The sequence below is a fragment of the Aeromonas popoffii genome (genome assembly GCF_000820025.1).
In the GTDB taxonomy this organism is placed as follows: Bacteria; Pseudomonadota; Gammaproteobacteria; order Enterobacterales; family Aeromonadaceae; genus Aeromonas; species Aeromonas popoffii.
In genome coordinates this window covers 1-21,149 of sequence record NZ_CDBI01000054.1, presented here as the reverse complement: position 1 = coordinate 21,149, position 21,149 = coordinate 1, and the positions used below count along the sequence as shown (strand labels likewise).

The 21,149-nt window shown below is 57.7% G+C and carries 18 protein-coding genes and 1 pseudogene; 11 read left to right on the top strand and 8 right to left on the bottom strand.

Going from position 1 to position 21,149, the window contains the following annotated elements:
• On the bottom strand, positions 1-496 hold a 496-nt coding region (gene rdgC, locus BN1129_RS10495; RefSeq protein WP_042036333.1), incomplete at its 3' end, for a recombination-associated protein RdgC.
• A 179-nt stretch (positions 497-675) separates the two neighbouring features.
• On the opposite strand from rdgC, the gene BN1129_RS10490 reads away from it, so the two are divergent.
• The 4 genes from BN1129_RS10490 (at position 676) to BN1129_RS10475 (ending at position 7,013) form a co-directional block, all read left to right on the top strand.
• On the top strand, positions 676-1,104 hold the full coding sequence (locus BN1129_RS10490; RefSeq protein WP_042036331.1) for a GNAT family N-acetyltransferase: 429 nt from the start codon (positions 676-678) through the stop codon (positions 1,102-1,104).
• Positions 1,105-1,208: 104 nt separating this feature from the next.
• Positions 1,209-2,435, top strand: coding sequence for an exonuclease SbcCD subunit D C-terminal domain-containing protein (locus tag BN1129_RS10485; RefSeq protein ID WP_042036330.1), 1,227 nt, complete (start codon positions 1,209-1,211; stop codon positions 2,433-2,435).
• Entirely contained in the window at positions 2,432-6,184 is a 3,753-nt protein-coding gene (locus BN1129_RS10480; RefSeq protein WP_042036329.1) for an AAA family ATPase, read from the top strand. Before BN1129_RS10485 ends, BN1129_RS10480 begins: the two co-directional genes overlap by 4 nt.
• 178 nt (positions 6,185-6,362) lie before the next feature.
• On the top strand, positions 6,363-7,013 hold the full coding sequence (locus BN1129_RS10475; RefSeq protein WP_042036327.1) for a bactofilin family protein: 651 nt from the start codon (positions 6,363-6,365) through the stop codon (positions 7,011-7,013).
• A 28-nt stretch (positions 7,014-7,041) separates the two neighbouring features.
• Here the strand turns inward: BN1129_RS10475 and BN1129_RS10470 are convergent, their stop codons facing one another.
• On the bottom strand, positions 7,042-7,590 hold the full coding sequence (locus tag BN1129_RS10470; RefSeq protein WP_042036334.1) for a cytochrome b: 549 nt from the start codon (positions 7,588-7,590) through the stop codon (positions 7,042-7,044).
• Positions 7,591-7,828: 238 nt separating this feature from the next.
• On the opposite strand from BN1129_RS10470, the gene BN1129_RS10465 reads away from it, so the two are divergent.
• Positions 7,829-8,179 (top strand): hypothetical protein, encoded by a 351-nt coding sequence (locus tag BN1129_RS10465; RefSeq protein ID WP_042036326.1) that lies wholly within the window; start codon positions 7,829-7,831, stop codon positions 8,177-8,179.
• 166 nt (positions 8,180-8,345) lie between these two features.
• Here the strand turns inward: BN1129_RS10465 and crr are convergent, their stop codons facing one another.
• From crr to cysK, 4 genes are all read right to left on the bottom strand, one after another.
• Positions 8,346-8,855 (bottom strand): PTS glucose transporter subunit IIA, encoded by a 510-nt coding sequence (gene crr / locus BN1129_RS10460; RefSeq protein ID WP_042036323.1) that lies wholly within the window; start codon positions 8,853-8,855, stop codon positions 8,346-8,348.
• Between the two features lie 43 nt (positions 8,856-8,898).
• Positions 8,899-10,626, bottom strand: a complete 1,728-nt coding sequence (ptsI, locus tag BN1129_RS10455; protein ID WP_042036322.1) for a phosphoenolpyruvate-protein phosphotransferase PtsI — start codon at positions 10,624-10,626, stop codon at positions 8,899-8,901.
• Between the two features lie 44 nt (positions 10,627-10,670).
• Positions 10,671-10,928, bottom strand: a complete 258-nt coding sequence (locus tag BN1129_RS10450) for an HPr family phosphocarrier protein (protein ID WP_005303128.1) — start codon at positions 10,926-10,928, stop codon at positions 10,671-10,673.
• A 442-nt stretch (positions 10,929-11,370) separates the two neighbouring features.
• Complete coding sequence (gene cysK, locus BN1129_RS10445; RefSeq protein ID WP_042036320.1) at positions 11,371-12,339, bottom strand: cysteine synthase A; 969 nt, start codon at positions 12,337-12,339, stop codon at positions 11,371-11,373.
• Positions 12,340-12,506: 167 nt separating this feature from the next.
• Between cysK and BN1129_RS10440 the strand changes: the two genes are divergently transcribed.
• The 6 genes from BN1129_RS10440 (at position 12,507) to BN1129_RS23305 (ending at position 20,108) form a co-directional block, all read left to right on the top strand.
• Positions 12,507-13,349: an AAA family ATPase gene (locus BN1129_RS10440; RefSeq protein WP_042036319.1), complete on the top strand. Its 843-nt coding sequence runs from the start codon at positions 12,507-12,509 to the stop codon at positions 13,347-13,349.
• A 3-nt stretch (positions 13,350-13,352) separates the two neighbouring features.
• Positions 13,353-14,516 (top strand): vWA domain-containing protein, encoded by a 1,164-nt coding sequence (locus BN1129_RS10435; protein WP_042036316.1) that lies wholly within the window; start codon positions 13,353-13,355, stop codon positions 14,514-14,516.
• A 57-nt stretch (positions 14,517-14,573) separates the two neighbouring features.
• Positions 14,574-15,695 carry a beta-ketoacyl-ACP synthase III gene (locus tag BN1129_RS10430; protein ID WP_042036314.1) on the top strand — a complete coding sequence of 374 codons (1,122 nt, stop codon included), beginning with the start codon at positions 14,574-14,576 and terminating at the stop codon, positions 15,693-15,695.
• Between the two features lie 55 nt (positions 15,696-15,750).
• Positions 15,751-17,193: an HD domain-containing phosphohydrolase gene (locus BN1129_RS10425; protein WP_042036312.1), complete on the top strand. Its 1,443-nt coding sequence runs from the start codon at positions 15,751-15,753 to the stop codon at positions 17,191-17,193.
• Between the two features lie 776 nt (positions 17,194-17,969).
• The gene (locus tag BN1129_RS22475) at positions 17,970-18,692 is read left to right on the top strand and encodes an RES family NAD+ phosphorylase (RefSeq protein ID WP_209418503.1); all 723 of its coding nucleotides are present in this window, start codon (positions 17,970-17,972) and stop codon (positions 18,690-18,692) included.
• A 1,236-nt stretch (positions 18,693-19,928) separates the two neighbouring features.
• Positions 19,929-20,108, top strand: a complete 180-nt coding sequence (locus tag BN1129_RS23305; protein WP_157013338.1) for a hypothetical protein — start codon at positions 19,929-19,931, stop codon at positions 20,106-20,108.
• A gap of 9 nt (positions 20,109-20,117) precedes the next feature.
• Here BN1129_RS23305 and BN1129_RS10415 read toward each other — a convergent pair whose 3' ends face one another.
• Positions 20,118-20,528 carry an H-NS family histone-like protein gene (locus tag BN1129_RS10415; RefSeq protein ID WP_042036308.1) on the bottom strand — a complete coding sequence of 137 codons (411 nt, stop codon included), beginning with the start codon at positions 20,526-20,528 and terminating at the stop codon, positions 20,118-20,120.
• Positions 20,529-20,906: 378 nt separating this feature from the next.
• Positions 20,907-21,149, bottom strand: a pseudogene (locus tag BN1129_RS10410) (tRNA (N6-threonylcarbamoyladenosine(37)-N6)-methyltransferase TrmO); the annotation flags it as partial.

Sequence of the window (21,149 nt, the reverse complement as noted above, 5' to 3'; positions counted from 1 at the left end):
CCACCGGCACCACCGGCAGGGTACCGATGCTTTTGCGCAGCAGCGCCAGCAGATCGTCCGCCTTCTTGGCGGAGCCTGCGTCCACCACCATCAGATTGTCGGCCGGATTGATCCAGGCGAAGGTCTGGCTGGTACGACTGAAGGCACGGGGCAGCAGGGTGTGGAGTATCTCCTCCTTCAGCGTTTCCTTCTCTTTCTTTTTGAGGGCGCGGCCCTGCTCGAATTCGATCGCTTCTACCTTCTCCGCCAGCATCTCCTTGACCACGGAACCTGGCAGCATCTTCTCTTCCTTGCGGGCGCAGAGCAGGATGTGGCCGGAGGCGGAGTGGGTCAGGGTCGAGCCGAATTTGCCAAGGGGCTTGACCCAACCGAACCGGGAGATGTCCTGACTGCCACAAGGGGTGAAGGCGCAGGCCTCGAGCTGGGTTTCCAGCTGATCCACTGTCAGGTCAAAGGGGCGGGTAAAGCGATAAATCTGCAGGTTTTTAAACCACATGGCGTCCTCGGTCTCATAGATTGTCCGGCGGGCATTGTACTAGAGAGGCGCTTTGTGATCAGCCAATCATTCTCGCTAAATAAAGGGCGATCGAGTTCACAGGGAGTCATATTCGCCCCAATCCTGTCATCAAACTCTCCTAGACTGCGAGTGTTCAGATTGTTAACAAGGATGCAAATATGTTGAGGCCGAGTCGGTCCGAGGACATGGATGAGATCGTCGAAATCTGGTTGCTGGCCTCCCTGCAGGCCCACGATTTCGTTGATGCCTCCTGCTGGTGGCAGGCCCAGGAAGATCTGCGCACCCGTTATCTCGACCGGGCCCGTATCTGGGTCTTCGAGGAGCGCGGCGAGCTGCTCGGCTTCATGGCACTGGCGGATGATTACCTCGCGGCCCTGTTCGTGCGTCCTGACCGCCAGGGGCGCGGCGTCGGCCACGCCCTGTTGCAGGAGGCCAAGTTACAGGGGGCCAGGCTGCATGCGCGGGTGTTTGTGGAGAACGAACAGGCGGTGCGCTTCTACCGCCGCCGCGGCTTCGTGATAGAGCGGGAGGAGTTCGATCCCCTCACCGGCCATCCCCAGTACAAGATGTGCTGCGAGTCCGCCTGATCTGACGCCACCGGCCTGTTTTGCTTGAAAAAAGGGTGGCGTATCCTCATCTTGTCTCCATTGGGTGCCGTGGGCACCTCTCCCCCATTTCGAGCCGTTTTCTCATGAAGATCCTGCATACCGCCGACTGGCACCTTGGCCACCAACTCCATGGTCATGAACGCCGCTTTGAACACGACGTTTTTCTCGACTGGTTGACCGACACCCTCAAGCAGCGTCAGATCGACGCCCTGCTGGTGGCGGGCGATCTGTTCGATACCGCCAATCCCCCCGCGAGCGCCTGGCAGCAGCTCTATCGCTTCCTGGCGAGACTGCGGGCCGAGATGCCCCGCCTCAACATGGTGCTGATCGGCGGCAATCACGACTCACCCTCCAAGCTGGATGCGCCCCACGAGCTGCTGCGAGCCTTTGACCTGCATCTGGTGGGCAGCATCAGCCGGGATAGTGATGGCAAGCTTGAGACCGAGCGCCTGCTGGTGCCGCTGCAAGACAGAGAAGGCAAGCTGGTCGCCTGGTGCGCTGCCGTCCCCTTCCTGCGCAGCAGTGATCTGAGGGTCGAGCAACTGGCAGAGGGGCAGGATCGGCTGATTGAAGGGGTTCGCCAGGTCTATGAGGAGGTGTTGAGTGCCGGGCGCGCCCGCTGCGAGCCTGGCCAGGCGCTGATCGCCATGGGCCACGCCTATCTGGCGGCGGGCCAGCTCTCCGAGCTCTCCGAGCGGCGGGTGCTCGGCGGTAACCAGCATGCCCTGCCAGCCGACATCTTCGCCGCTGCCGACTACACGGCGCTCGGGCACCTGCATCTGGCCCAGAGCCCGGCCGAAGGGGTGCACTACAGCGGTTCGCCGTTGCCGCTCTCGCTCGCTGAGGCCAACTATAACCATCAGGTGCTGGAAGTGACCTTTGCGGGGGGGAAACTGGCCGGGTTGGAGCGGATCCCGGTACCCCGCGCGGTGGAGATGATCCGGCTACCCGAGAGCGAACTGGAGGGGGCGCTCCAGGCCATCGAGGCGCTGACGCTACCCGCTTGCCAACAAGAAGCCCAGCCCTTCCTCGAAGTGCGACTATTGTTGCCCAGACCCGAGGCCCGCATCCGCGAGCGCATTCTGGCGGCGCTGGTGGGCAAACCCGTGCGTCTGGCTCGCATCAGCACCCGTTATCTGGGATCCGGGCAGGGGCTGGCCGATGGCTCCCATCAGCGCAGGCTGGATGAGCTCTCCCCCACAGAGGTGTTCAGGCTCTGCTATCAGCGCCAGTTTGACGGTGAACCCGAGGCCGAACTGGTGGCCTCGTTTGAAGAGATATTGCAACAGGTGAAGGAGTCCGGCATATGAAGATCCTCTCCCTTCGGGGTGAAAACCTGGCCAGTCTGACCGGGCTCTTCACCATCGACTTTACCAAGGGGGCGCTTGGCGCCGCCGGTCTGTTTGCCATCACCGGCAACACGGGCGCGGGCAAGAGCACCCTGCTCGATGCCATCTGTCTGGCGCTGTACGACGAGATGCCGCGCTTCATCGCCAATCGCAAGCACGTGGCCGAGGTGGGCCGAGCGGATGACGAGGAGAAGCTCAAGGCCAATGACGTGCGCGGCATCCTCAGCCGTGGCCACGCCAGCGGCTGTGCCGAGGTGCAGTTTCGCGGCTGTGATGGCCGGATCTGGCTGGCGCGCTGGGCGGTGCGGCGGGCCCGTAATCGCTCGGAGGGGCGCTTTCAGGCTCAGGAGCGCAGCCTGACTGACGTGGCGAGCGGGCAGGTTTTCTCCGGCAGCAAGCGGGATCTGCAGGATCGCATCGATGAGCTGGTGGGGCTCTCCTGGGAGCAATTTCGCCGCGCCGTGATCCTGCCTCAGGGGGAGTTCGCCGCGTTTCTCAAGGCGAGTGCCGACGAGCGCTCCGCCCTGCTCGAACGCATGACCGGTACCGAGCTTTACTCCGTCATCTCCATCCAGACCCATGAGCGGGCGCGGGAGGAGCAGCAAAAATTGGCCGCCATCGGGCAACGGCTCGGCGACGTGGCACTGATGGACGAGGCGACCCGCGAGCAGTGGGTCGCCCGGCAGTTGGGCTGCTCCACCGGTCTCAAGCACGAGCAGCAGCAGCGCCAGCTGTTGCAGGACTTGCGCGATCTCAACGATCGCATCGCCGCCCAGCTGCTGGCCTGTCAGGAGGGGCAGGCTGCACTGGCTGCCGCAGAAGCGGCTCACGCCCTGGCCGCTCCCGAGCGGGAGGAGTTTACCCGCGCCGAGCAGGCCCAGGTGGCCCGCGCCGATCACGACGAGCTGGCGCGTCTTACCCTGGAAGTGCAGCAGCAGGAGCAGCTTATCGGCCAGTTGGGGCCTGAATTGGCACAGGTTGAACTGGCGCAGCAGCAGGTCGCGCTGCGCGAGCAGCATCTGCTGGCCGACAAGATAGCCGCCGAGCGTGAATGGGGGGCGCTGCAACCCGAGCTCAAGCGGGCGCAGGAGCTAGATACCCGCATCAGGGAGAAGGGCAGCCAGTTGCAGGACGTCCAGCAGCAGGGGGCGCAGGCGCGTACCTTGCAACTGGCACTGCAGCAGGAGTGGCAACAGCAGGCGAGCCGGGTGCAGGCACTCGAGGCACGGCGCCAGCAATGGGCACGCTGGCTGGATGAGCGCAAGGCGCTGGCGCCGCTGGCGCGGCAGTGGCAACCCTTGCTGGCGGCCATGCAGGATTGGGCAGAGGGTCGGGATCAGCTGCAACATCTGCAGCAGAGCCGTGAGCACAAGGGCCATGCCCTGCGCGATCTCAACAGCCGGCTGGAGCAGGGTCAGCAGGAGCGGGACGGCTGGCAGCAGGAGCGCACACGGCTGCAACAGCTGCATGATCAGTTGCAGGCGCAGGAGTGGGATGGTCAGGTTGCCAAGGCGCAGGAGCAGCGGCAGGCCCAGACCGAGCAGCTGGCGCGGGTGCAGCAACTGCTGGAGCTGGCGGAGGCGGGCCGCAATCACAGCGAGCAACAGGAGCGCTTGTTGCAAGAGATGGCGCTGCTCGAGCAACATCTGCACCGGCTGGCCGGTCAGCGCGATGAGCTGGTGCCAGCGCTGGAACGGCTTGCCACCCAGCGTGGCGAGGCGCGCCATGCCCTGGAGCAGGCCCGCGCCGTGGCCAGCTTCGAGCAGTATCGTCACGTGCTGAGCGATGGCTCCCCCTGCCCGCTCTGCGGCGCCGAGGAGCACCCCTATCGCCAGAGCCAGCCGCAGGTGGCTGGCATACTGGCCCAGCTGGCCGATCGAGCCAGTCAGCTGGAGCTCGAGTGGGAGCGGCTCAATCACCAATATATTCAGGGGGAGAGCGAACGGGTTGAACTGGCCCGTCAGCTGGCCGCCCGCCAGCAGCGCCAGCCGGAGCTTGAGGCGAGATCCGAACAGCTGACCCAGCGCTGGTTGCAACTGGGCGGCAATACCCTGTTGGGGCACGGGCTGCCCCTACGTCAGAGTCCGGCGGAGTGGGCAGATCTGCTGGCGCATCTCTTGGCACAGGGAGAGACTCTGGAGCTGGGTCTGGTGGCCGGACAGCGACAGCTGCAACAGGCCCAGCAAGGCCAGCAGATGTTGATGGGGCTGCGCAATCAGCTGACCCAGTTGACGGCCCGTCATCAGCAGTTCGAACAGCAGTGGCAGGAGGCCGAGCGGCAGAAGATCGCGTGGGAGGCCGAGCTAAAAGCGCTGGCCGAGCAGGAGGTCGCGCTGCGCCAGCGCCTGGTGCAGGGGGAAGCGCGACTCGATGAACAGATGGGTGCCGAACCCTGGCGCCAGTGGCTCGGCAGCCGGCAGTGGCTCGAATGGCAGCAGACCTGCGAGGCCTATTTGCAGGGACAGCGCGAGTGGGAGCAGTTGGGCAGCGAACTTGCGAGCCTGACGCCGGGCGTGAGCGCGCAGGAGGCACGGGTGCAGAGCCAGAACGAGCTGCTGCACAAGCTGGAGCGCGACTACAAAGAGGCCGAGTTGCAGCGCCAGGGGTTGCTCGCCAGCCGCGAGGCCTGCCTGGGAGGGCGCGTCATCGCCGAGGTCGAAGGCGAATGGCAACAGCGACTGTTGCATGCCGCCAGCCAGCTCGAGGAGGCGGTGGCCGCGTTGCGGATGGCCAGGGAGAAGCAGACCGAGCTCAAGGCCAGGCTGGCTCACCTTGAGCAGGACAAGAAGGTGAGCAGCCGTCGCCGGCGCGAGGTGCTGGGCCGCTGGGCGGCGCACGCCACTACCCTGGGCATTGCCGAGTATGATCTGCGACGGCTGCTGGCGATGGGACCGGATGAGCTCAAGTCTCGCCGGGTCGCCTTGCAGCATCTGGACGACGCCCTGGCCGAGGCTCGCACCCGGCTGGCCGAACGCCAGCGGGCGCTGGCGTTGGAGGAGGTCAAGCTGGCGCGTTATCGCGAGCATCATGGCGAATTGACCGCCCTCTCTGTGCAGGAGCTTGGTCTGCGCCTGGGGGCCAGCGAGGCCCATTGCCGCGAGCTGGAAGAGCAACTGTTTCAGTGCAAGAGCACCCTGGCCCAGGCCGAGGCGGCTGCCCTCAAGGCGGGCTCCTTGCAAGAGGAGCTGAGCCGCCAGCAGGCGGTGGCGGATCACTGGCAGCAGCTGTCCGAGCTTATCGGCTCCGCCAGCGGTGCCAAGCTGCGCACCTTCGCCCAGAGCCTCACCCTGGAGCGCCTGCTGCTGGAGGCCAATGCCCAGCTCGGCGAGCTGTCGCCGCGCTATCGACTGGAGCGGGTACCCGGCACGGATCTGGCGCTGCAGGTGGTGGATCTCGATATGGGAGATGAGGTGCGATCGGTGGACTCCCTCTCCGGCGGCGAAAGCTTCCTGGTGTCGCTGGCGCTGGCGCTGGCCCTCTCCAGCCTCTCGTCGCATCAGACCCAGATCGAGTCGCTGTTTATTGACGAGGGCTTCGGTACCCTGGATCCGGACAGCCTGGATCTTGCGCTATCCAGCCTGGACTCACTGCAGGCGGCCGGTCGCCAGATAGGCGTCATCTCCCATGTGCAGACCCTGGTGGAGCGGATCGGCGTGCAAATTCGGGTAGACGCTCTGGGCGGCGGCGAAAGCCGGGTGGTGCTGCCCTGAATCCTGACTCACGCCGTTGAGGGACTGCGGCCCCGCCAGATGGCGGGGCTTTTTTGTTTCAGAGTTTTCGCGATATGGTCGCTTGATCTAGATCCATGCCCGCATATTGCGGGAAAAGAGATAACCAGGGGTCATGACCCCGGTCTTGAATCCATGCACCCGCAAGAGGGAATGGTCAATGACGGTTGTACCTGAAAGGGTCTTATGTCGCATCGCAATGCGAAAACGAGGTGATGCGCTTTATGTCATCTGGTTCTGCTGGGGCCTGGCGTTGCTGCTCTATGTATTGGGATCTGCATATTACAAATTACCCGTAGTGCCGCTGTTAGTGATGGCGCTGATGTTAATGGTGGAGAAAGTCAGAATGTTTGGACGAAAGCGCAATGAGTCTGTATCTGCGGTATCGGGTGTGGCAATGACAGTGATTGCACAGGGAGCCAGATTCACGGGTGAGCTGCAAGTGGAAGGCAATCTGGATGTGCATGGGCAGTTCATCGGAACCTTATTGGTCAGCGGGGGAACAGTTCGCATCATGGAGGGGGGCCGCGTTGAGGGAGAGGTGACCGCCGCCCATGTCACCATCAATGGCACCCTGGATGGCACCTGCGCATCGACGGAGGTGGAGATCCTCGAAAGTGGCAAGATGAAGGGGACCTTCAAAGGTGGCAGCCTCTCCATTCGAAAGGGAGGCCAGTTCATCGGGCAATCCCAAGCTCAGGAAGATAGCAACGCTGTCTCTGGCCAGAGCAAGGGGAACGTGAAGAAGTTGCAACCCGAGGGGAAACCCAAGGCCATTGATGTGCCGGAGGTGGCGGCAAAACAGGCGTAAATAGGGGCGCCAGCGCGCCCCTCGTTGTTTAACTGCGGCGCTTGGGCAGCATATTGGTCAGTGTGTTGTCCTTGAGCACATGGTGGTGATAGATGGCGGCAACGGCGTGCAGGGCGATCAGGGCATAGCCTATGTTGGCCAGCGTCTCGTGCAGCTCCTTTATCGTTCCCCTCAAGCTATCATTAGGCGCGAGCAGGGCGGGCAGTTCGAACCCGAAGAAAGGGATGGGTTTACCGCCCACGCTCAGCAGCAGCCAGCCCAGCAGCGGGGTAAGGATCAGAAAACCGTACAGTGCAAGATGGGCGAGTTGAGCCAGCTTGTGCATCAGAGGGGACTGCTCGGGCACTATGCGGGGTGAGGGGCCGCTGAAACGCACCAGCAGCCGTACCACGACCAGCGCCAGGATCAGCAAGCCCACCATGAAGTGGAACTCCTTCATCAGGTCGCGCCCGGCCGAGCCCTTGGGAAAGATGTCCCTGAATTCCATCAGGGCGTAGACGGCAATCATCAGCAGCAGAGTCAGCCAGTGCAGGCCGATACTCAGGCTGCCATAACGTTGTTCGGTATTTTTCAACATGTTCATGTCCTTCTCGGGGAGCTCATTGCATCACTTTCTTATCCATCCGGGCTCGCTTCCTGTACCCGGACCTCTTTGCATCCAACCCCATGTTACAAGCCCTGTTCGGCAAAACTTTGATCTCGATAACTTTTTAACATTTTACTCTCAGCTCTCAGCTCTCAGGCGGTGCCTGGCCAGGCACCCCTCTGCGCGAGGCTATGCGTCTGGTAACGGCGGTGCGGATGAAGGTCTGGTCATGAAACATCTTGGATTGGGAGCTGCGCAGCTGTTCATGTTGGGCGCCATTCTACTTGGCGTGGCTGGCAGTGGCAGTGATCGTCTCTTTGCGGCAGAGCCTGAACATCCATCGCACTTTTCCGCCTATCTGGGGCTGTTGCCGGGGCTCATCGATTCCGATGGGAGCGGTCCCTTCATCGATCTGGTCAAGGCCATAGCCGCGCTGGATGACGGGGTCGAGGTGAGCGTGATGGTTTACCCCATGTCGCGTGCGACGCACAGCGTGGTGATGGGGGCGACCGCTGTCAGTGACCCTGTGCGATATCGCTCACTTCAAGCAGGCCAACGTTGCCGGGCAGAGCCTGTATAACCTGTTGCTGGTGGCTGATCGGGCCCTTAATCAGGCCAAGGCACAGGGGCGTAACCGGGTGGGTTTACACACCTGGCAGGCGTCAAGGGTCAGCATGGCCCCATAAAAAAACCGAAGCGCTTGGCTTCGGTTTTTCGTTGCAGTCACTGGCACAAGCCAGAGCGCATTATTTCTTGATGCGGATCACCGGGGTCTCACCCACAGTCACTGCACCTGTCATCTTGATCAGCTCTTTGATCTCGTCCATGTTGGAGATGACAACCGGCGTCAGGGTAGACTTGGCCTTCGCTTCCAGAATAGCCAGATCGAACTCGATGATGGTATCACCGCGCTTGACCTTTTGACCTTCCTGAGCGATGCGCTTGAAGCCTTCACCTTTCAGTTCAACGGTGTCGATACCGAAGTGAACGAACAGCTCGATACCTGAGTCGGATTCCAGCGAGAACGCATGGTTGGTCTCGAAGATCTTGCCAATGGTGCCATCGCACGGAGCAACCATCTTGTTGCCGGTTGGCTTGATGGCAATACCGTCACCCACGATCTTCTCGGCGAAGACAACATCAGGCACATCTTCGATCGGTACGATTTCACCTGACAGCGGGGCATACAGCTCAATGCCACCGGTATCAGAGCTATCATCGGAAACCAGTTTCTTCAGTTTATCAAACAGACCCATAGTAAAAGCTCCTAGAGATGATTGTCGCTGTTTGCAGCCGATCTTAGCAGACTGCCTTCTGCTTAATAAAGTTATCTACACAGGCTTCGATTTCGGCGGCAGTTGCATAGCTCAATGCCTGGTCAGCCATTGCCTTCACATCTTCGAAGTTGGTGTTACGGATAAGCTTCTTGATACGCGGTACAGAGATGGAGCTCATGGAGAACTCATCCAGACCCATACCCAGCAGCAGCAGTGTGGCGCGTTCGTCACCAGCCAGCTCACCACACATACCGGTCCACTTGCCATTGTCATGGGAAGCGTCGATAACCATCTTGATCAGCGTCAGGACGGAGGGTGACAGCGGGTTGTACATGGCGGAGATCATCTCGTTACCACGGTCGACAGCCAGGGTGTACTGGGTCAGGTCGTTGGTACCGATACTGAAGAAATCCACTTCTTTAGCCAGATGATGAGCCATCACGGCAGCAGCCGGAGTCTCGATCATGATACCCACTTCGATGGATTCATCAAAGGCTTTGCCTTCGGTGCGCAGTTCGGCTTTCAGCTTCTCTACGGTGGCTTTCAGGCTACGGAACTCTTCGACAGAGATGATCATCGGGAACATGATGCGCAGTTTGCCGAAGGCAGACGCACGCAGTATGGCCCGCAGCTGAGCGTTCATGATGTCTTCGCGATCGAAGAAAATACGCACGGCACGCCAGCCCAGGAAGGGGTTCATCTCTTTCGGGAAATTCATATAAGGCAGTTCTTTGTCGCCGCCAATGTCCATGGTACGGACGATGATCGGCTGATCCGGCATGGCCGCTGCCACTTCTTTATAGGCTTTGAACTGCTCGTCTTCGGTCGGCAGCGCGTCACGGTCCATGAACAGGAACTCGGTACGGTACAGACCCACGCCTTCAGCGCCATTGCGGATGGCCCCTTCGGTATCCTTGACGGTACCTATGTTGGCGCACACTTCGACCTGATGACCATCCAGCGTGATGGCAGGCAGGTCTTTCAGCTTGGCCAGCTCGTCCTTCTCGGCTTGGAACTGGGCCTGGAACTGTTTGGCTTCCGTCAGCTGCTCGGCGGTCGGGTTGATGATGATCTGGTTGTTGATCGCATCCAGTACCAGCATGTCACCGTTCTTGACACGCTCGGTGATGTCATTGGTGCCCACGATGGCAGGCAGCTCGAGTGAGCGGGCCATGATGGAGGTGTGAGAGGTACGGCCACCGATATCGGTAACGAAACCCAGCACATATTTCAGGTTGATCTGAGCGGTTTCAGACGGGGTCAGGTCTTTGGCGACCAGGATGACCTCTTCGTCGATGGTGCTCAGGTTGACAACGGCGATACCCAGCACGTTCTTCACCAGACGGGTTCCGATGTCACGGAAGTCGGTGGCGCGCTCGCGCAGGTAGGGATCGTCCAGATCGGCCATCATCTTGGCGTATTGCTCGATGACTTCGTAGACGGCCTTATCAGCGGTGGCCTTGTTGTCTTTGATGAAGGATCTGATATCCCCTTCCAGCTCCTCATCTTCGAGCAGCATGATGTGGCCTTCGAAGATGGCCTCTTTTTCCTCACCGAAGGTACGACCAGCCATCGTTTTGATGGCTTCCAGCTGGACAGCTGACTTGGTGCGGGCTTCGAGGAAGCGGTTGATCTCGGCGTCAATCTGGTCAGCAGAAATCTTGCCCTGATTGATAACGATTTCATCTTCTTTCAGAAGAAGCGCCTTACCGAATGCGATACCGGGGGACGCAAGAATGCCAGATATCATAATCCTTCCTATTAAAACGACTGTGGGGGAGGAATAAAGCTGGATTACTCCAGCTCGTCCATCAGGGCAACCAGCTTCTCAACGGCTTTCTGAGCGTCCGGGCCATCGGCCTGGATGGTCACGTTGGTGCCTTTGGTCAGGCCCAGGGTCTGCAACTTGAACAGGCTCTTGGCGCTGGCAGATTTGCCACCGGAGACCACAGTGATCTCGCTTTGGAATTCTTTGGCTTCTTTCACGAACTGAGCTGCCGGACGGGTGTGCAGACCGTTTTCAGCAGTGATAACAACAGACTTCTCGTACATGGTTTCACCCCATATTATTGATATTTTTTGGAGAGATGGATGCTTTTGACGCTTCCTTATCTCACCGTGTCAGTATGGATATGTTGTAAAGTAACGAAATCAGACCTGCAATGGTTTAATCCAGGTCAATTTTCTGTGCAGTATTCGGTGTCTGCCTAAACTCTTTTTCGTTATGGCGCTACAAGCCGCATAAATACTGGCTTGAAATTATTTTTTAACGAAAAATAACACTTTGTTACTTTGTGATACCTAGTCGGCAAATACCTCGTGACGCCGCACAGGATATGAGATTTATCACAGAATGTCTGCTTTTTTTGTCGTCCGCCAGCTTGTTATTTTACCCCAAAAAATAAGGGGCCGAGTGGCGCTACCACCTGCTCAGTCTAGCTCATAAAAAAACGGCGCTCCTGGGAGCGCCGTTGTTCTGAAAGAATTCGATCACCTACTGCAGCAGTTCTTGCTCGCTGAACACCCCGGCAAACAGGGCGCTGGAGAGGTAACGTTCGGCGGCGCTCGGCAGTATGACGACGATTGTCTTGTCGGCAAATTCCGGCAACTCGGCCAGACGGGCGGCGGCCACGACGGCAGCCCCCGAGCTTATCCCGGCCAGGATCCCTTCCTCTTCCATCAGGCGACGGGCCATCTCGATGGCATCATCGCTGCTTACCTGTTCGACGCGGTCCAGCAGGGTCAGGTCCAGGTTGCCCGGAATGAAACCGGCGCCAATGCCCTGGATCTTGTGGGGACCCGGCTTGATTTCAAGACCGGCCAGACGCTGGCTGATCACGGGTGACTCGCTCGGCTCGACGGCTACCGAGACCACGGCCTTGCCCTTGGTCTGTTTTAGATAGCGGGAGACACCGGTAATGGTGCCACCAGTGCCGACGCCTGCCACGAACACATCCACCTGACCATCGGTGGCATCCCAGATCTCGGGTCCCGTGGTCTTTTCGTGGATTTCCGGGTTGGCGGGGTTTTCAAACTGTTGCAGCAGGACATATTTGCCCGGCTCGGATTCGAGGATCTCGTTGGCCTTGGCGATGGCGCCTTTCATACCCAGCGGGCCTTCGGTCAGCACCAGATTGGCGCCGAGCGCCTTGAGCAGCTTGCGGCGCTCCAGGCTCATGGTGGCGGGCATGGTCAGGGTGATGGGATAACCGCGAGCGGCGGCCACGAAAGCCAGAGCAATACCCGTGTTACCGCTGGTGGGCTCGATGATCTCCTTGCCCTTGGTCAGGACGCCGCGTTTCTCGGCATCCCAGATCAGGTTGGCGCCGATGCGGCACTTGACGCTGAAGCTCGGGTTACGGCTCTCAATCTTGGCCAGTACGCGGCCCTTGGTAACACGGTTGAGTCGAACCAGCGGGGTGTGACCTATGGTCTGGCTGTTGTCCTCAAAAATTTTGCTCATGGTGCTATCCCTGTTTGTTACGGCGATGAAACAAGATTACCCTGTGGTTTCTGAATGAGAAGTGACGATTTGTTATAACAATATGTTATTACAAGATATAGAGCTTATTCTTTCTTACTGAGGCCTCAGTCTCCAAAAGGTCTCTTGTCGTCAAAGGAATGGACGTTATGGGATTTGCAGGAAGCGATCGCTATCTCGCCTCAGAGGCGCTAAAGATGGCGGTCAATGCGGCAATAGTGCTGGAAAAACCGTTACTTATCAAAGGTGAACCCGGCACAGGCAAGACGGAGCTGGCCGAAGCTGTGGCCAGTTCGCTCGGTACCCAGCTGATCGCCTGGCACATCAAGTCCACCACCAAGGCCCAGCAGGGGTTGTATGAGTACGATGCTGTGGCGCGGCTGCGTGACTCCCAGCTTGGCGATCCGCGAGTGGGGGAGATCAGTCACTACATTCGCCAGGGCAAGCTGTGGCAAGCCTTCACCGCCGAGCAGCGGCCCGTGCTGCTCATCGACGAAATCGACAAGGCGGACATCGAATTTCCCAACGACTTGCTGCTGGAGCTGGATCGGATGGAGTTCGACGTCTACGAGACGGGCGAGCGAGTCAAGGCCCGCCAGCGTCCCGTGGTCATCATCACCTCCAACAATGAAAAAGAGCTGCCGGACGCCTTCCTGCGCCGCTGCTTCTTTCACTACATCCGCTTCCCCGACAAGGCCGAGATGCAGGCCATCGTCAATCTGCACTATCCGAACCTCAAAGCGGCGCTGCTGGACGAGGCCATGGCGCTCTTCTTCGAGCTGCGCGAAGTGGATGGGCTGCGCAAAAAGCCCTCCACCTCCGAGCTGCTGGACTGGATCCGGCTGCTGCTGGCCGATGACATCTCCCCCGAGGCAATGCGCACCCGCGCGCCTGGCAAGCTGGTGCCTGCCCTCTACGGCGCTCTGCTCAAGACCGAACAGGACTTGCATCTGTTTGAGAAGCTCGCCTTTTTGGCGCGTCGCGGCAGCTAACTCATGCTGATCGATTTTTTTACCCACCTGCGCCGCCACAAGCTCCCGTGCAGCCTGCGTGAACTGCTGGACTTGCACGCAGCGCTGGCAGCCCGGCTGGTCACTCTCGATATGGATGCGTTCTACCAGCTCGCCCGCTGCCTGCTGGTGAAAGATGAGGCCCATTACGATCGCTTCGATCGCGCCTTTGCCGACTATTACGATGGCCTGCAGGCCACGCCCCTGTTGCCAGAGACCCTGCCGGATGAGTGGTTGCGCAAGGAGTTTGAACGGCTGCTGAGCCCGGAAGAAAAAGCGTTGCTGCAATCCTTAGGTGGGCTCGACAAGCTGCTGGAAACCCTCAATCAGCGCTTGAGCGAACAGAAAGGTCGCCACGCCGGCGGCAACAAATGGGTGGGCACGGGAGGCAGCAGCCCGTTTGGCCACGGTGGTGTTCACCCCGAAGGGATCCGCATGGGGGGAGAGGGCCAGCACGGCAAGGCGGCCAAGGTGTGGGAGGCGCGTCACTATCGCAACTTCAGCGACGACTCGCCGCTGGGGCAGCGTGCCATTCAGCTGGCGCTGCGCAAGCTCAGGCGCTGGGTGCGCCAGGGCAACCCGGACGAACTGGATCTCGACGACACCATCCAGAGCACGGCCCGGCAGGGCTGGCTCGATGTGAAGTTGAGGCCGGCGCGCCACAACGGCGTCAAGTTGCTGGTCTTTTTCGATGTGGGGGGCTCCATGGATCTCCACGTGGCCGAGGTGCAGCGGCTCTTCTCGGCGCTGCGCCACGAGTTCAAGCATCTGGCGTACTTCTATTTTCACAACTGTCTCTACGACTTCGTCTGGCAAGACAACAACCGCCGGGCCGAGGAGCGTTTTGATACCTTGCGGCTGCTGCGCACCTACGGCAGCGACTACAGGGTGATTGTGGTGGGGGATGCCAAGATGGGCCCCTATGAGATCACCTGGCCCGGTGGCAGTGTCGAGCAGTGGAACGAGGAGGCGGGTCAGGTGTGGCTCGCCCGCCTGCAGCAGCACTTTCCCAAGCTGGTGTGGCTCAACCCGGTTCCGAGGCGGGAGTGGCTCTGGCATCCCTCCATCAAGTTAATGAATGAACTGGTTGGCGGGCGCATGCATCCGCTGACCCTGGCCGGTCTCGCCGCGGCGATCGATCAGCTGTAATGACCTCTCTACCCTAAAAAGCCAACAAGCCGGGAACGCACCCGGCCAGGAGCAAAGATGACTTCTATCGTGATCAGTGGATCAGGCCTGTATACCCCGCCTTTTGCCGTCAGCAACGAAGCGCTGGTGGGCGCCTTCAACCAGTATGTGGATCTCTACAACGAGGAGAACGCCTCCGCCATCGATGCGGGCCAGCTGTCTGCCAAGCAGCATTCGAGCTGCGAGTTCATCGAGAAGGCCTCCGGCATCAAGAGCCGCTATCTGGTGAGCAAGGAAGGGGTGCTGGATCCCGACATCATGCAGCCGCTGCTGGCGGAGCGAGCCGATGACAAACCCTCCATCATGGTGGAGATGGCAGTGGCCGCCGCCGAGCAGGCGCTGATCGCCGCCGGCCGCGAGCCGGGAGAGATAGATCTGGTCATCGTCGCCGCCTCCAACATGCCGCGCCCCTATCCGGCGCTGGCCATCGAGTTGCAGCACTACCTGGGGGCGGGCGGCATGGCCTTTGACATGAACGTGGCCTGCTCGTCGGCCACCTTTGGCATCAAGGCGGCAGCCGACATGCTGGCGGCGGGGAGCGCCAAACTGGCACTGGTGGTGAACCCGGAGATCTGCTCGGGGCACCTCAACTTTCGTGACAGGGATAGCCACTTTATCTTCGGCGATGCCTGTACTGCCGTGCTGCTGGAGCGGGAAGAAGCGTGCAAGGTCAGCAACCCCTGGCAACTGGTGGCCAGCAAGCTGGTGACCCAGTACTCCAACAACATTCGCAACAACTTTGGCTTCCTGAACCGGCTCAGCCCGCGCACCCGTTATGGTGATGACAAGCTGTTCTGCCAGCAGGGGCGCAAGGTGTTCAGGGAAGTGCTGCCGCTGGTGTGCGATCAGATAGCCGGTCAGCTGGATGAGCAGGGTTGGCCGGCGGATACCCTGAGCCGGCTCTGGCTGCATCAGGCCAACCTCACCATGAACCAGTTCATCGGTCGCAAGCTGCTGGGTCACGATGCCAGCCAGCAAGAGGCGCCGGTGATCCTCGACAGTTACGGCAACACCAGCTCGGCGGGTTCCATTATCGCGTTCCATCTGTACAATCGCGACCTGCCTGCAGGGGCTCGCGGCGTGCTCTGCTCGTTTGGCGCTGGCTATTCGATAGGGAGTCTGCTGCTGCGGCGTCTGTGAGGGGCGGGGGAATATCCCTGCCGTCATTACCAAAAACAGCAGTCAGGGTGGAATCATGCAGAAAATCACGGGGCGCTGCGCCCTGCACTATGGGGTGACACTGCCACTCTTTTGCCTCTACGGGTTGCAGGTCTCGTTTCAGGATAGCCTGACCCTGCCCCAGCTGTTGGGGCCCACCCTGCTGGTCTTTACCCTCATGTTTGCCGCGCGCCATTGGGTGTTGTGCCGACTGGTCCTGCCCGGCAGCGGGCTCAGCAGCTTCGGGCTGGAGGTGGGCTTCTACCTGCTGGGGGCGCTGCTGCTCTCGGGCTACAGCGGCCTCATGCTTGATCTCCCGCTGTCGAGCCACCTCAAGATCCTGCTGGGGATGACGACCCTGGGCTTTCTGGTGGCCGCAGATCTGTCGCTGGCGCGGGACTGGAACCTGGCCAAACAGCGGGAGCATCAGGGCTCGCTGGTGCTGACCCGGCCGCTGGCCATGCCGGTTTCCCGCAAGTTCTCACTGTTTACCTTCACCACGCTCGTGCTGCTGGGGGGCGTCTTATTCCTGCTGTTCAACAAGGATCTGGAGCGGCTGGCGACGGTGGACAGAAGCCTGTCGCGGCTCGATGTCCAGCAATACATCTTGCTGGAAATTGCCTTCGTGATGGGGGTGACCTTCTGTTACCTCTGGCTCATCATTCGTGGCTATGGCCGCAATCTGACCCTCTTCCTGGAGCACCAGATGCGTACCATGGCACAGGTGCAATGCGGCGATCTGGATGCGCGGGTGCCGGTCACCCGGGATGACGAATTCGGCCTGATCGCCGCCAGCACCAACCAGATGATCGGCGAGCTGAAGGCGCGCCGCGACGAGCTCAACCTGACCCGGGACGTGGCCATCCTCGGCCTCGCCTCGCTGGCGGAGACCCGTGACAACGAGACAGGTGCCCACATCATCCGCACCCAGCACTATGTCAAGGTGCTGGCCGAACACCTGAGCCGCCACGACGCCGAGCGTTATCCCCTCGACGACGCCACCATAGACCTGCTGTTCAAGTCGGCGCCGCTGCACGACGTGGGCAAGGTGGGCATTCCCGATGCGATCCTGCTCAAGTCGGGCAAGCTGACCGACGAAGAGTTCGCCATCATGAAGCGCCATCCCCAGATAGGGGCCGATGCACTGGCCAGCGCCGAGGCCGAGCTCGGCTCCAACTCCTTCCTGCGGCTGGCGCGGGAGATCTCCCTCACCCACCACGAGAAGTGGGATGGCAGTGGTTATCCGGCTGGCTTGGCCGGGGAGAGCATCCCGATTTCGGGCCGCTTGATGGCGGTGGCGGATGTCTACGATGCCCTCATCTCGAAACGGGTCTACAAGCATGCCTTCACCCACGAAGAGGCGAAAGCCATCATAGTGCAGGGGCGCGGCAGCCATTTCGACCCCGGGATGGTCGATGCCTTCCTCGCCTGCGAGGGGGCCTTCAGGCAGATTGCCGCCGAGCACAGGGATCAGGCGTGATAAAAGCAGGGGGGCCTGTCCATGCCGCTGCGACAGGGTAGACACAGGGAGGCCGTCACCTAGTCACCATCCAGGTCTGATTTTACCGGCCCGCACTCGCGTAAACCCCACATACCTTGGCCGCATGCCACTCACACTTAGCGAGGCACCCGCTGCCGCGCGGATCTTGCTGCTGTTCGTCAATCCCGCCTAATAACATGAGCCGATATGCACGATGCTATGCCCTTAGCCATCACCAGAGCGACCGACAAGCCCGCAGAGAGCGCCGAGGAGGTGTTGAGGCAAAGCGAAGCAGGGTTTGGTGAGCGTAGCGAAGTGCCCTTAAGCGGCGCTCCTTGGCGCTTTGGCAATAACTGTACGCAGCCGGATCCTGGGGCGTTTACGGATGAGGTATTTGCGGAGAGGTAATGGCAGAGCAATGGGGTTTATCTCCCTTCTCTCTCGTTCCGCCGCCCTACATCTTGGTCAGCGATACCATGTGATATAGGTCACCTCGATCACAGTCCTGATTCGTCCACGAAGATGAGTTCCATTGCCGCTTTCTAGCGGAGTTTTCGCACAGCACCAGATGTTATGCCAGAAAAGGGAGCCAAGCAAATACGTCTGGACAGTCTAGATAGGCTGGTAATATCATCATCTAAAAGAAATTTTCTGTGTCAGTTTTGAGGATGGGACGGGTTATACAAAAGACTCCACTATCAAATTAATACTACCTTCCATCTAATCACTTTTATATGTAAAGGAAAGTTATGAGCTTTAAGTCATGGAGTAGCTATATGCAGTTTAGCTATTCAGTCAGAAATAAATCACGTTATGTTTTAGATGCAGATGGACAAAGTTTTCTTCAAGGCATCAAGGATACTTGCGAAAGTCGCGTAGAAGTGATTAAGCCTAACTCAGAGATGTGGCGAGCACAAATAGGGCATGACTGCATACCAATTACACAAGATGATGTTCATGTTGATGATATCTTAGTCCCTTATTCTGAAAAGCGAATGAGACCATTACCTGATAGTGCGTCAGAGGGAAGGGCAAATCCCAAGGGGATTCCTTGTTTGTATGTGGCATCTGAAAAAGAAACGGCAATGTCTGAGGTTAGACCCTGGTTAGGTTCGATCTTATCAGTCGCGAAATTCACCAATTACAAAGAACTTCGAGTAATTGATTTCTCAAAAAACCATGAGGAGAATTTACCTTTTTACTTCGCAGAGCCTGATGAAGGGAAAATAATTAAAGCAGTATGGACGAATATAGATAAAGCTTTTTCTGAACCGGTAACAAATAGTGACCAGAAGTCAGATTATGCTCCAACACAAATAATTGCTGAGTTAGTGAGATCGTTAGGCTATGATGGTATTGCCTTTAGGAGTTCACTTGGACAAGGGCACAATCTAGCACTTTTTGATTTAGACAGTGTTTTCTTTAAGGGTAGCAGTCTGTTTCGAGTTAATAATATTCAGTTCTCATTTGGAAGTAGCGATGATGAACGTTACATATAATAAAAATTATAATGAAGATTCGTAAAGAACGGCAATTTTATATTTAGTGTTTATGTTTGTCGTGCAATTACCAAGTGATTGTGTGGTGTTGTTTTAAATTAATTGAGTCCTGTTTTTGAGCATAACAATGGAGAGCTAATGAAATCTGAAATCCTTAACTTAATTATTGCTGGAAGCTATTTGCCTATAATTTTCGCATTCGTATTTTTATGTCGCGGCTTACTATTTAGCGCTGAAAATACCGATGCAATGCGTAAAAACATCAATTAAAAACTAAGTTAAAATATTCAGGCTTCCTCAAAGGATATTGTTAATGTCGGTAAGTCTTATGATCTTAGAGCTTTCCAATCTCGAAAGGTAATATATAAGGTATTTCGTGACGCTGAAGATAAAGATACATTTGAAAGCTTAAAAAATCTTGTTCAAGAAATAGAGTCTGAAGAGCCGTATGATGATATGCCTGATGAAGTTAAACCTTCATTAGTAAGACTTTCAAAGCTAACTGAACAATCCAGTGAGGAAAGTGATAAACATATTCTAAACCCGATTATTGGTGTGTTGGTAAAGTATGTATAATTAAAGTCAGAACAGGATAAACTCAAAAAGCAAACCAATCTAGCCTATATCGTTACTACTGTTAGCTTTGTCATAGGAGCGATTAGCTTTTACTTTACTCTGTCTTCTTCATCAGCAAAAGATATAGCAAAAGAAATGCGGGAAGTTACAAGAAACCAGCCAATAGAGCATAACAAGTCAAGTAACGTGGATACGGTAAACAGCAGCGGTTCTTGAAGAGTTAAGTTGTAACGAAACCACACAAGCAATTTATAACGCTATCGAGTGAATCGGGAGTAACAACCAAAGGTGCCACAGCGCTCCCAGTCCTTCAGGTACCATCTACCTCCCCTCTAGTATCCATGACCCTATCCAACTGAGCGCCAGCTGGTTTGCCGTCTTGGCGGACGGGCTCAATGAATGACAGGCAAGCCAGGAGTAGCCGTACTTGGAATCAGTGCATTGGCAATACGGCGCTGTATCTATACAAGTTGGCCAAAAAGTCGACTGCACTTTGTGTAGATACTTATGCCTACTGAACTATTCATCGTGGCCCAGAGTATTTCTATGTTCATAGTTGAGATCAAGCCAGTAGGTCAGGAGAAAGGAGCCACGGACAGAGCTGCGTCACGAAATCCGCGCTAATCCGCTCCCGCCTGCGTGCTCCGTATAGAAAAATTTTTGAAAAAATGGATTACGGTAAAACCCTATGCCCAGAGCCCGCCAGCGCTAGGCTTGGTGGCTAAAATCCGAACTGAAAAAAGTGAACATGCTTTCACTGTTTTACCGTTTTTGATGTGCGGTGATGGCGCCGGGGATAAAAAGGCAATAAAAATGCCGCCCGTAGGCGGCATCTGGTAAACGCGGATATTAAATCAGGAAGTCATCCAGGCTCTTGCCTTGCTCAACTTGTGCAGCGATGGCCTTTGGCATACGACCCTGACCGGTCCAGGTTTTCTCCTGGCCATCTTCTTGATATTTGTATTTGGCCGGGCGTGGTGCTCGTTTGGCCTTATTGCCAGCTTTGGCTGATAAGACCGGGGCGGCGTGACTGACCAGGTCACGGGGGTCGACACCGGCTTGTTTCAGCAGCTCGGAGAACTCAGCAAGCTTGCGCTGATGCTCTGCTTGCTCGGTACGCTCTTTCTCGGTGGATTCAAAGCGCTCTGTATAAACCTGCTCGAATTTTTCTTTCGCTTCTTCCAGCTGTTCAAATGGCAGCTCGCGCAGGGCCACACGAAGACTACGGATGTTCAGCAGTGTTTTAAGAAATTCGTTCATGGCATCCCCATTAAATGGCTGATTAAGGTGATCATCAATTTCAGGGGGAACATACCATAAAAAATTGGAATGTATATATAAATGTTATTCAGATAATGGGGGAAATAAAAAATACTGGCCCAGTGGCGTGGGTAAAGTAATGTTTTTCATCTTGCCCATGACACAAGGGGGCAAGTGCAGCGGCGCCACATGGGTTATCAGGTTGGCGTTGATGAGACAATTCCCGACGAGACGGGGCTTTGCTCATCTGCTCTCAATGTGGTTAACGGGTGGATATTGCATGAAACAAATCCGTTTGTTTCATTCAATGACACTCGTTTTAAAAAACAGCGCAGGGTGTTTTTTATGGCTCACATCGTCTGGCGATCAGGCCAGCACTCAGGCCGGCACTATGGCCAGCACCAGACAGTCGGGTTCGCTGATGCGAAAGCGCACGTTGAGATCGAACAAGCGTACCCCGTACTCCTTGTCGTCCGGCTTGCCCTTCTTGTAGGCGGGACGGGGATCCTGGGCCAGCACTTCGCTCACCAGCAGGCGCAGCTCGGGATGGGCCTTGAGCCAGGGTTGCAGCTGTTGCTCCGCCTCCGGGCTAAAGCGCACCGCCAGCGGCGGGGTGGGGGC

Excerpts from the sequence above, each read along its gene's own strand:
- BN1129_RS10490 (WP_042036331.1), top strand. The coding sequence starts at position 676 with ATGTTGAGGCCGAGTCGGTCCGAGGACATGGATGAGATCGTCGAAATC.
- BN1129_RS10485 (WP_042036330.1), top strand. The coding sequence starts at position 1,209 with ATGAAGATCCTGCATACCGCCGACTGGCACCTTGGCCACCAACTCCAT.
- BN1129_RS10480 (WP_042036329.1), top strand. The coding sequence starts at position 2,432 with ATGAAGATCCTCTCCCTTCGGGGTGAAAACCTGGCCAGTCTGACCGGG.
- BN1129_RS10475 (WP_042036327.1), top strand. The coding sequence starts at position 6,363 with ATGACGGTTGTACCTGAAAGGGTCTTATGTCGCATCGCAATGCGAAAA.
- BN1129_RS10470 (WP_042036334.1), bottom strand. The coding sequence starts at position 7,590 with ATGTTGAAAAATACCGAACAACGTTATGGCAGCCTGAGTATCGGCCTG.
- BN1129_RS10465 (WP_042036326.1), top strand. The coding sequence starts at position 7,829 with ATGAAACATCTTGGATTGGGAGCTGCGCAGCTGTTCATGTTGGGCGCC.
- crr (WP_042036323.1), bottom strand. The coding sequence starts at position 8,855 with ATGGGTCTGTTTGATAAACTGAAGAAACTGGTTTCCGATGATAGCTCT.
- ptsI (WP_042036322.1), bottom strand. The coding sequence starts at position 10,626 with ATGATATCTGGCATTCTTGCGTCCCCCGGTATCGCATTCGGTAAGGCG.
- BN1129_RS10450 (WP_005303128.1), bottom strand. The coding sequence starts at position 10,928 with ATGTACGAGAAGTCTGTTGTTATCACTGCTGAAAACGGTCTGCACACC.
- cysK (WP_042036320.1), bottom strand. The coding sequence starts at position 12,339 with ATGAGCAAAATTTTTGAGGACAACAGCCAGACCATAGGTCACACCCCG.
- BN1129_RS10440 (WP_042036319.1), top strand. The coding sequence starts at position 12,507 with ATGGGATTTGCAGGAAGCGATCGCTATCTCGCCTCAGAGGCGCTAAAG.
- BN1129_RS10435 (WP_042036316.1), top strand. The coding sequence starts at position 13,353 with ATGCTGATCGATTTTTTTACCCACCTGCGCCGCCACAAGCTCCCGTGC.
- BN1129_RS10430 (WP_042036314.1), top strand. The coding sequence starts at position 14,574 with ATGACTTCTATCGTGATCAGTGGATCAGGCCTGTATACCCCGCCTTTT.
- BN1129_RS10425 (WP_042036312.1), top strand. The coding sequence starts at position 15,751 with ATGCAGAAAATCACGGGGCGCTGCGCCCTGCACTATGGGGTGACACTG.
- BN1129_RS22475 (WP_209418503.1), top strand. The coding sequence starts at position 17,970 with ATGCAGTTTAGCTATTCAGTCAGAAATAAATCACGTTATGTTTTAGAT.
- BN1129_RS10415 (WP_042036308.1), bottom strand. The coding sequence starts at position 20,528 with ATGAACGAATTTCTTAAAACACTGCTGAACATCCGTAGTCTTCGTGTG.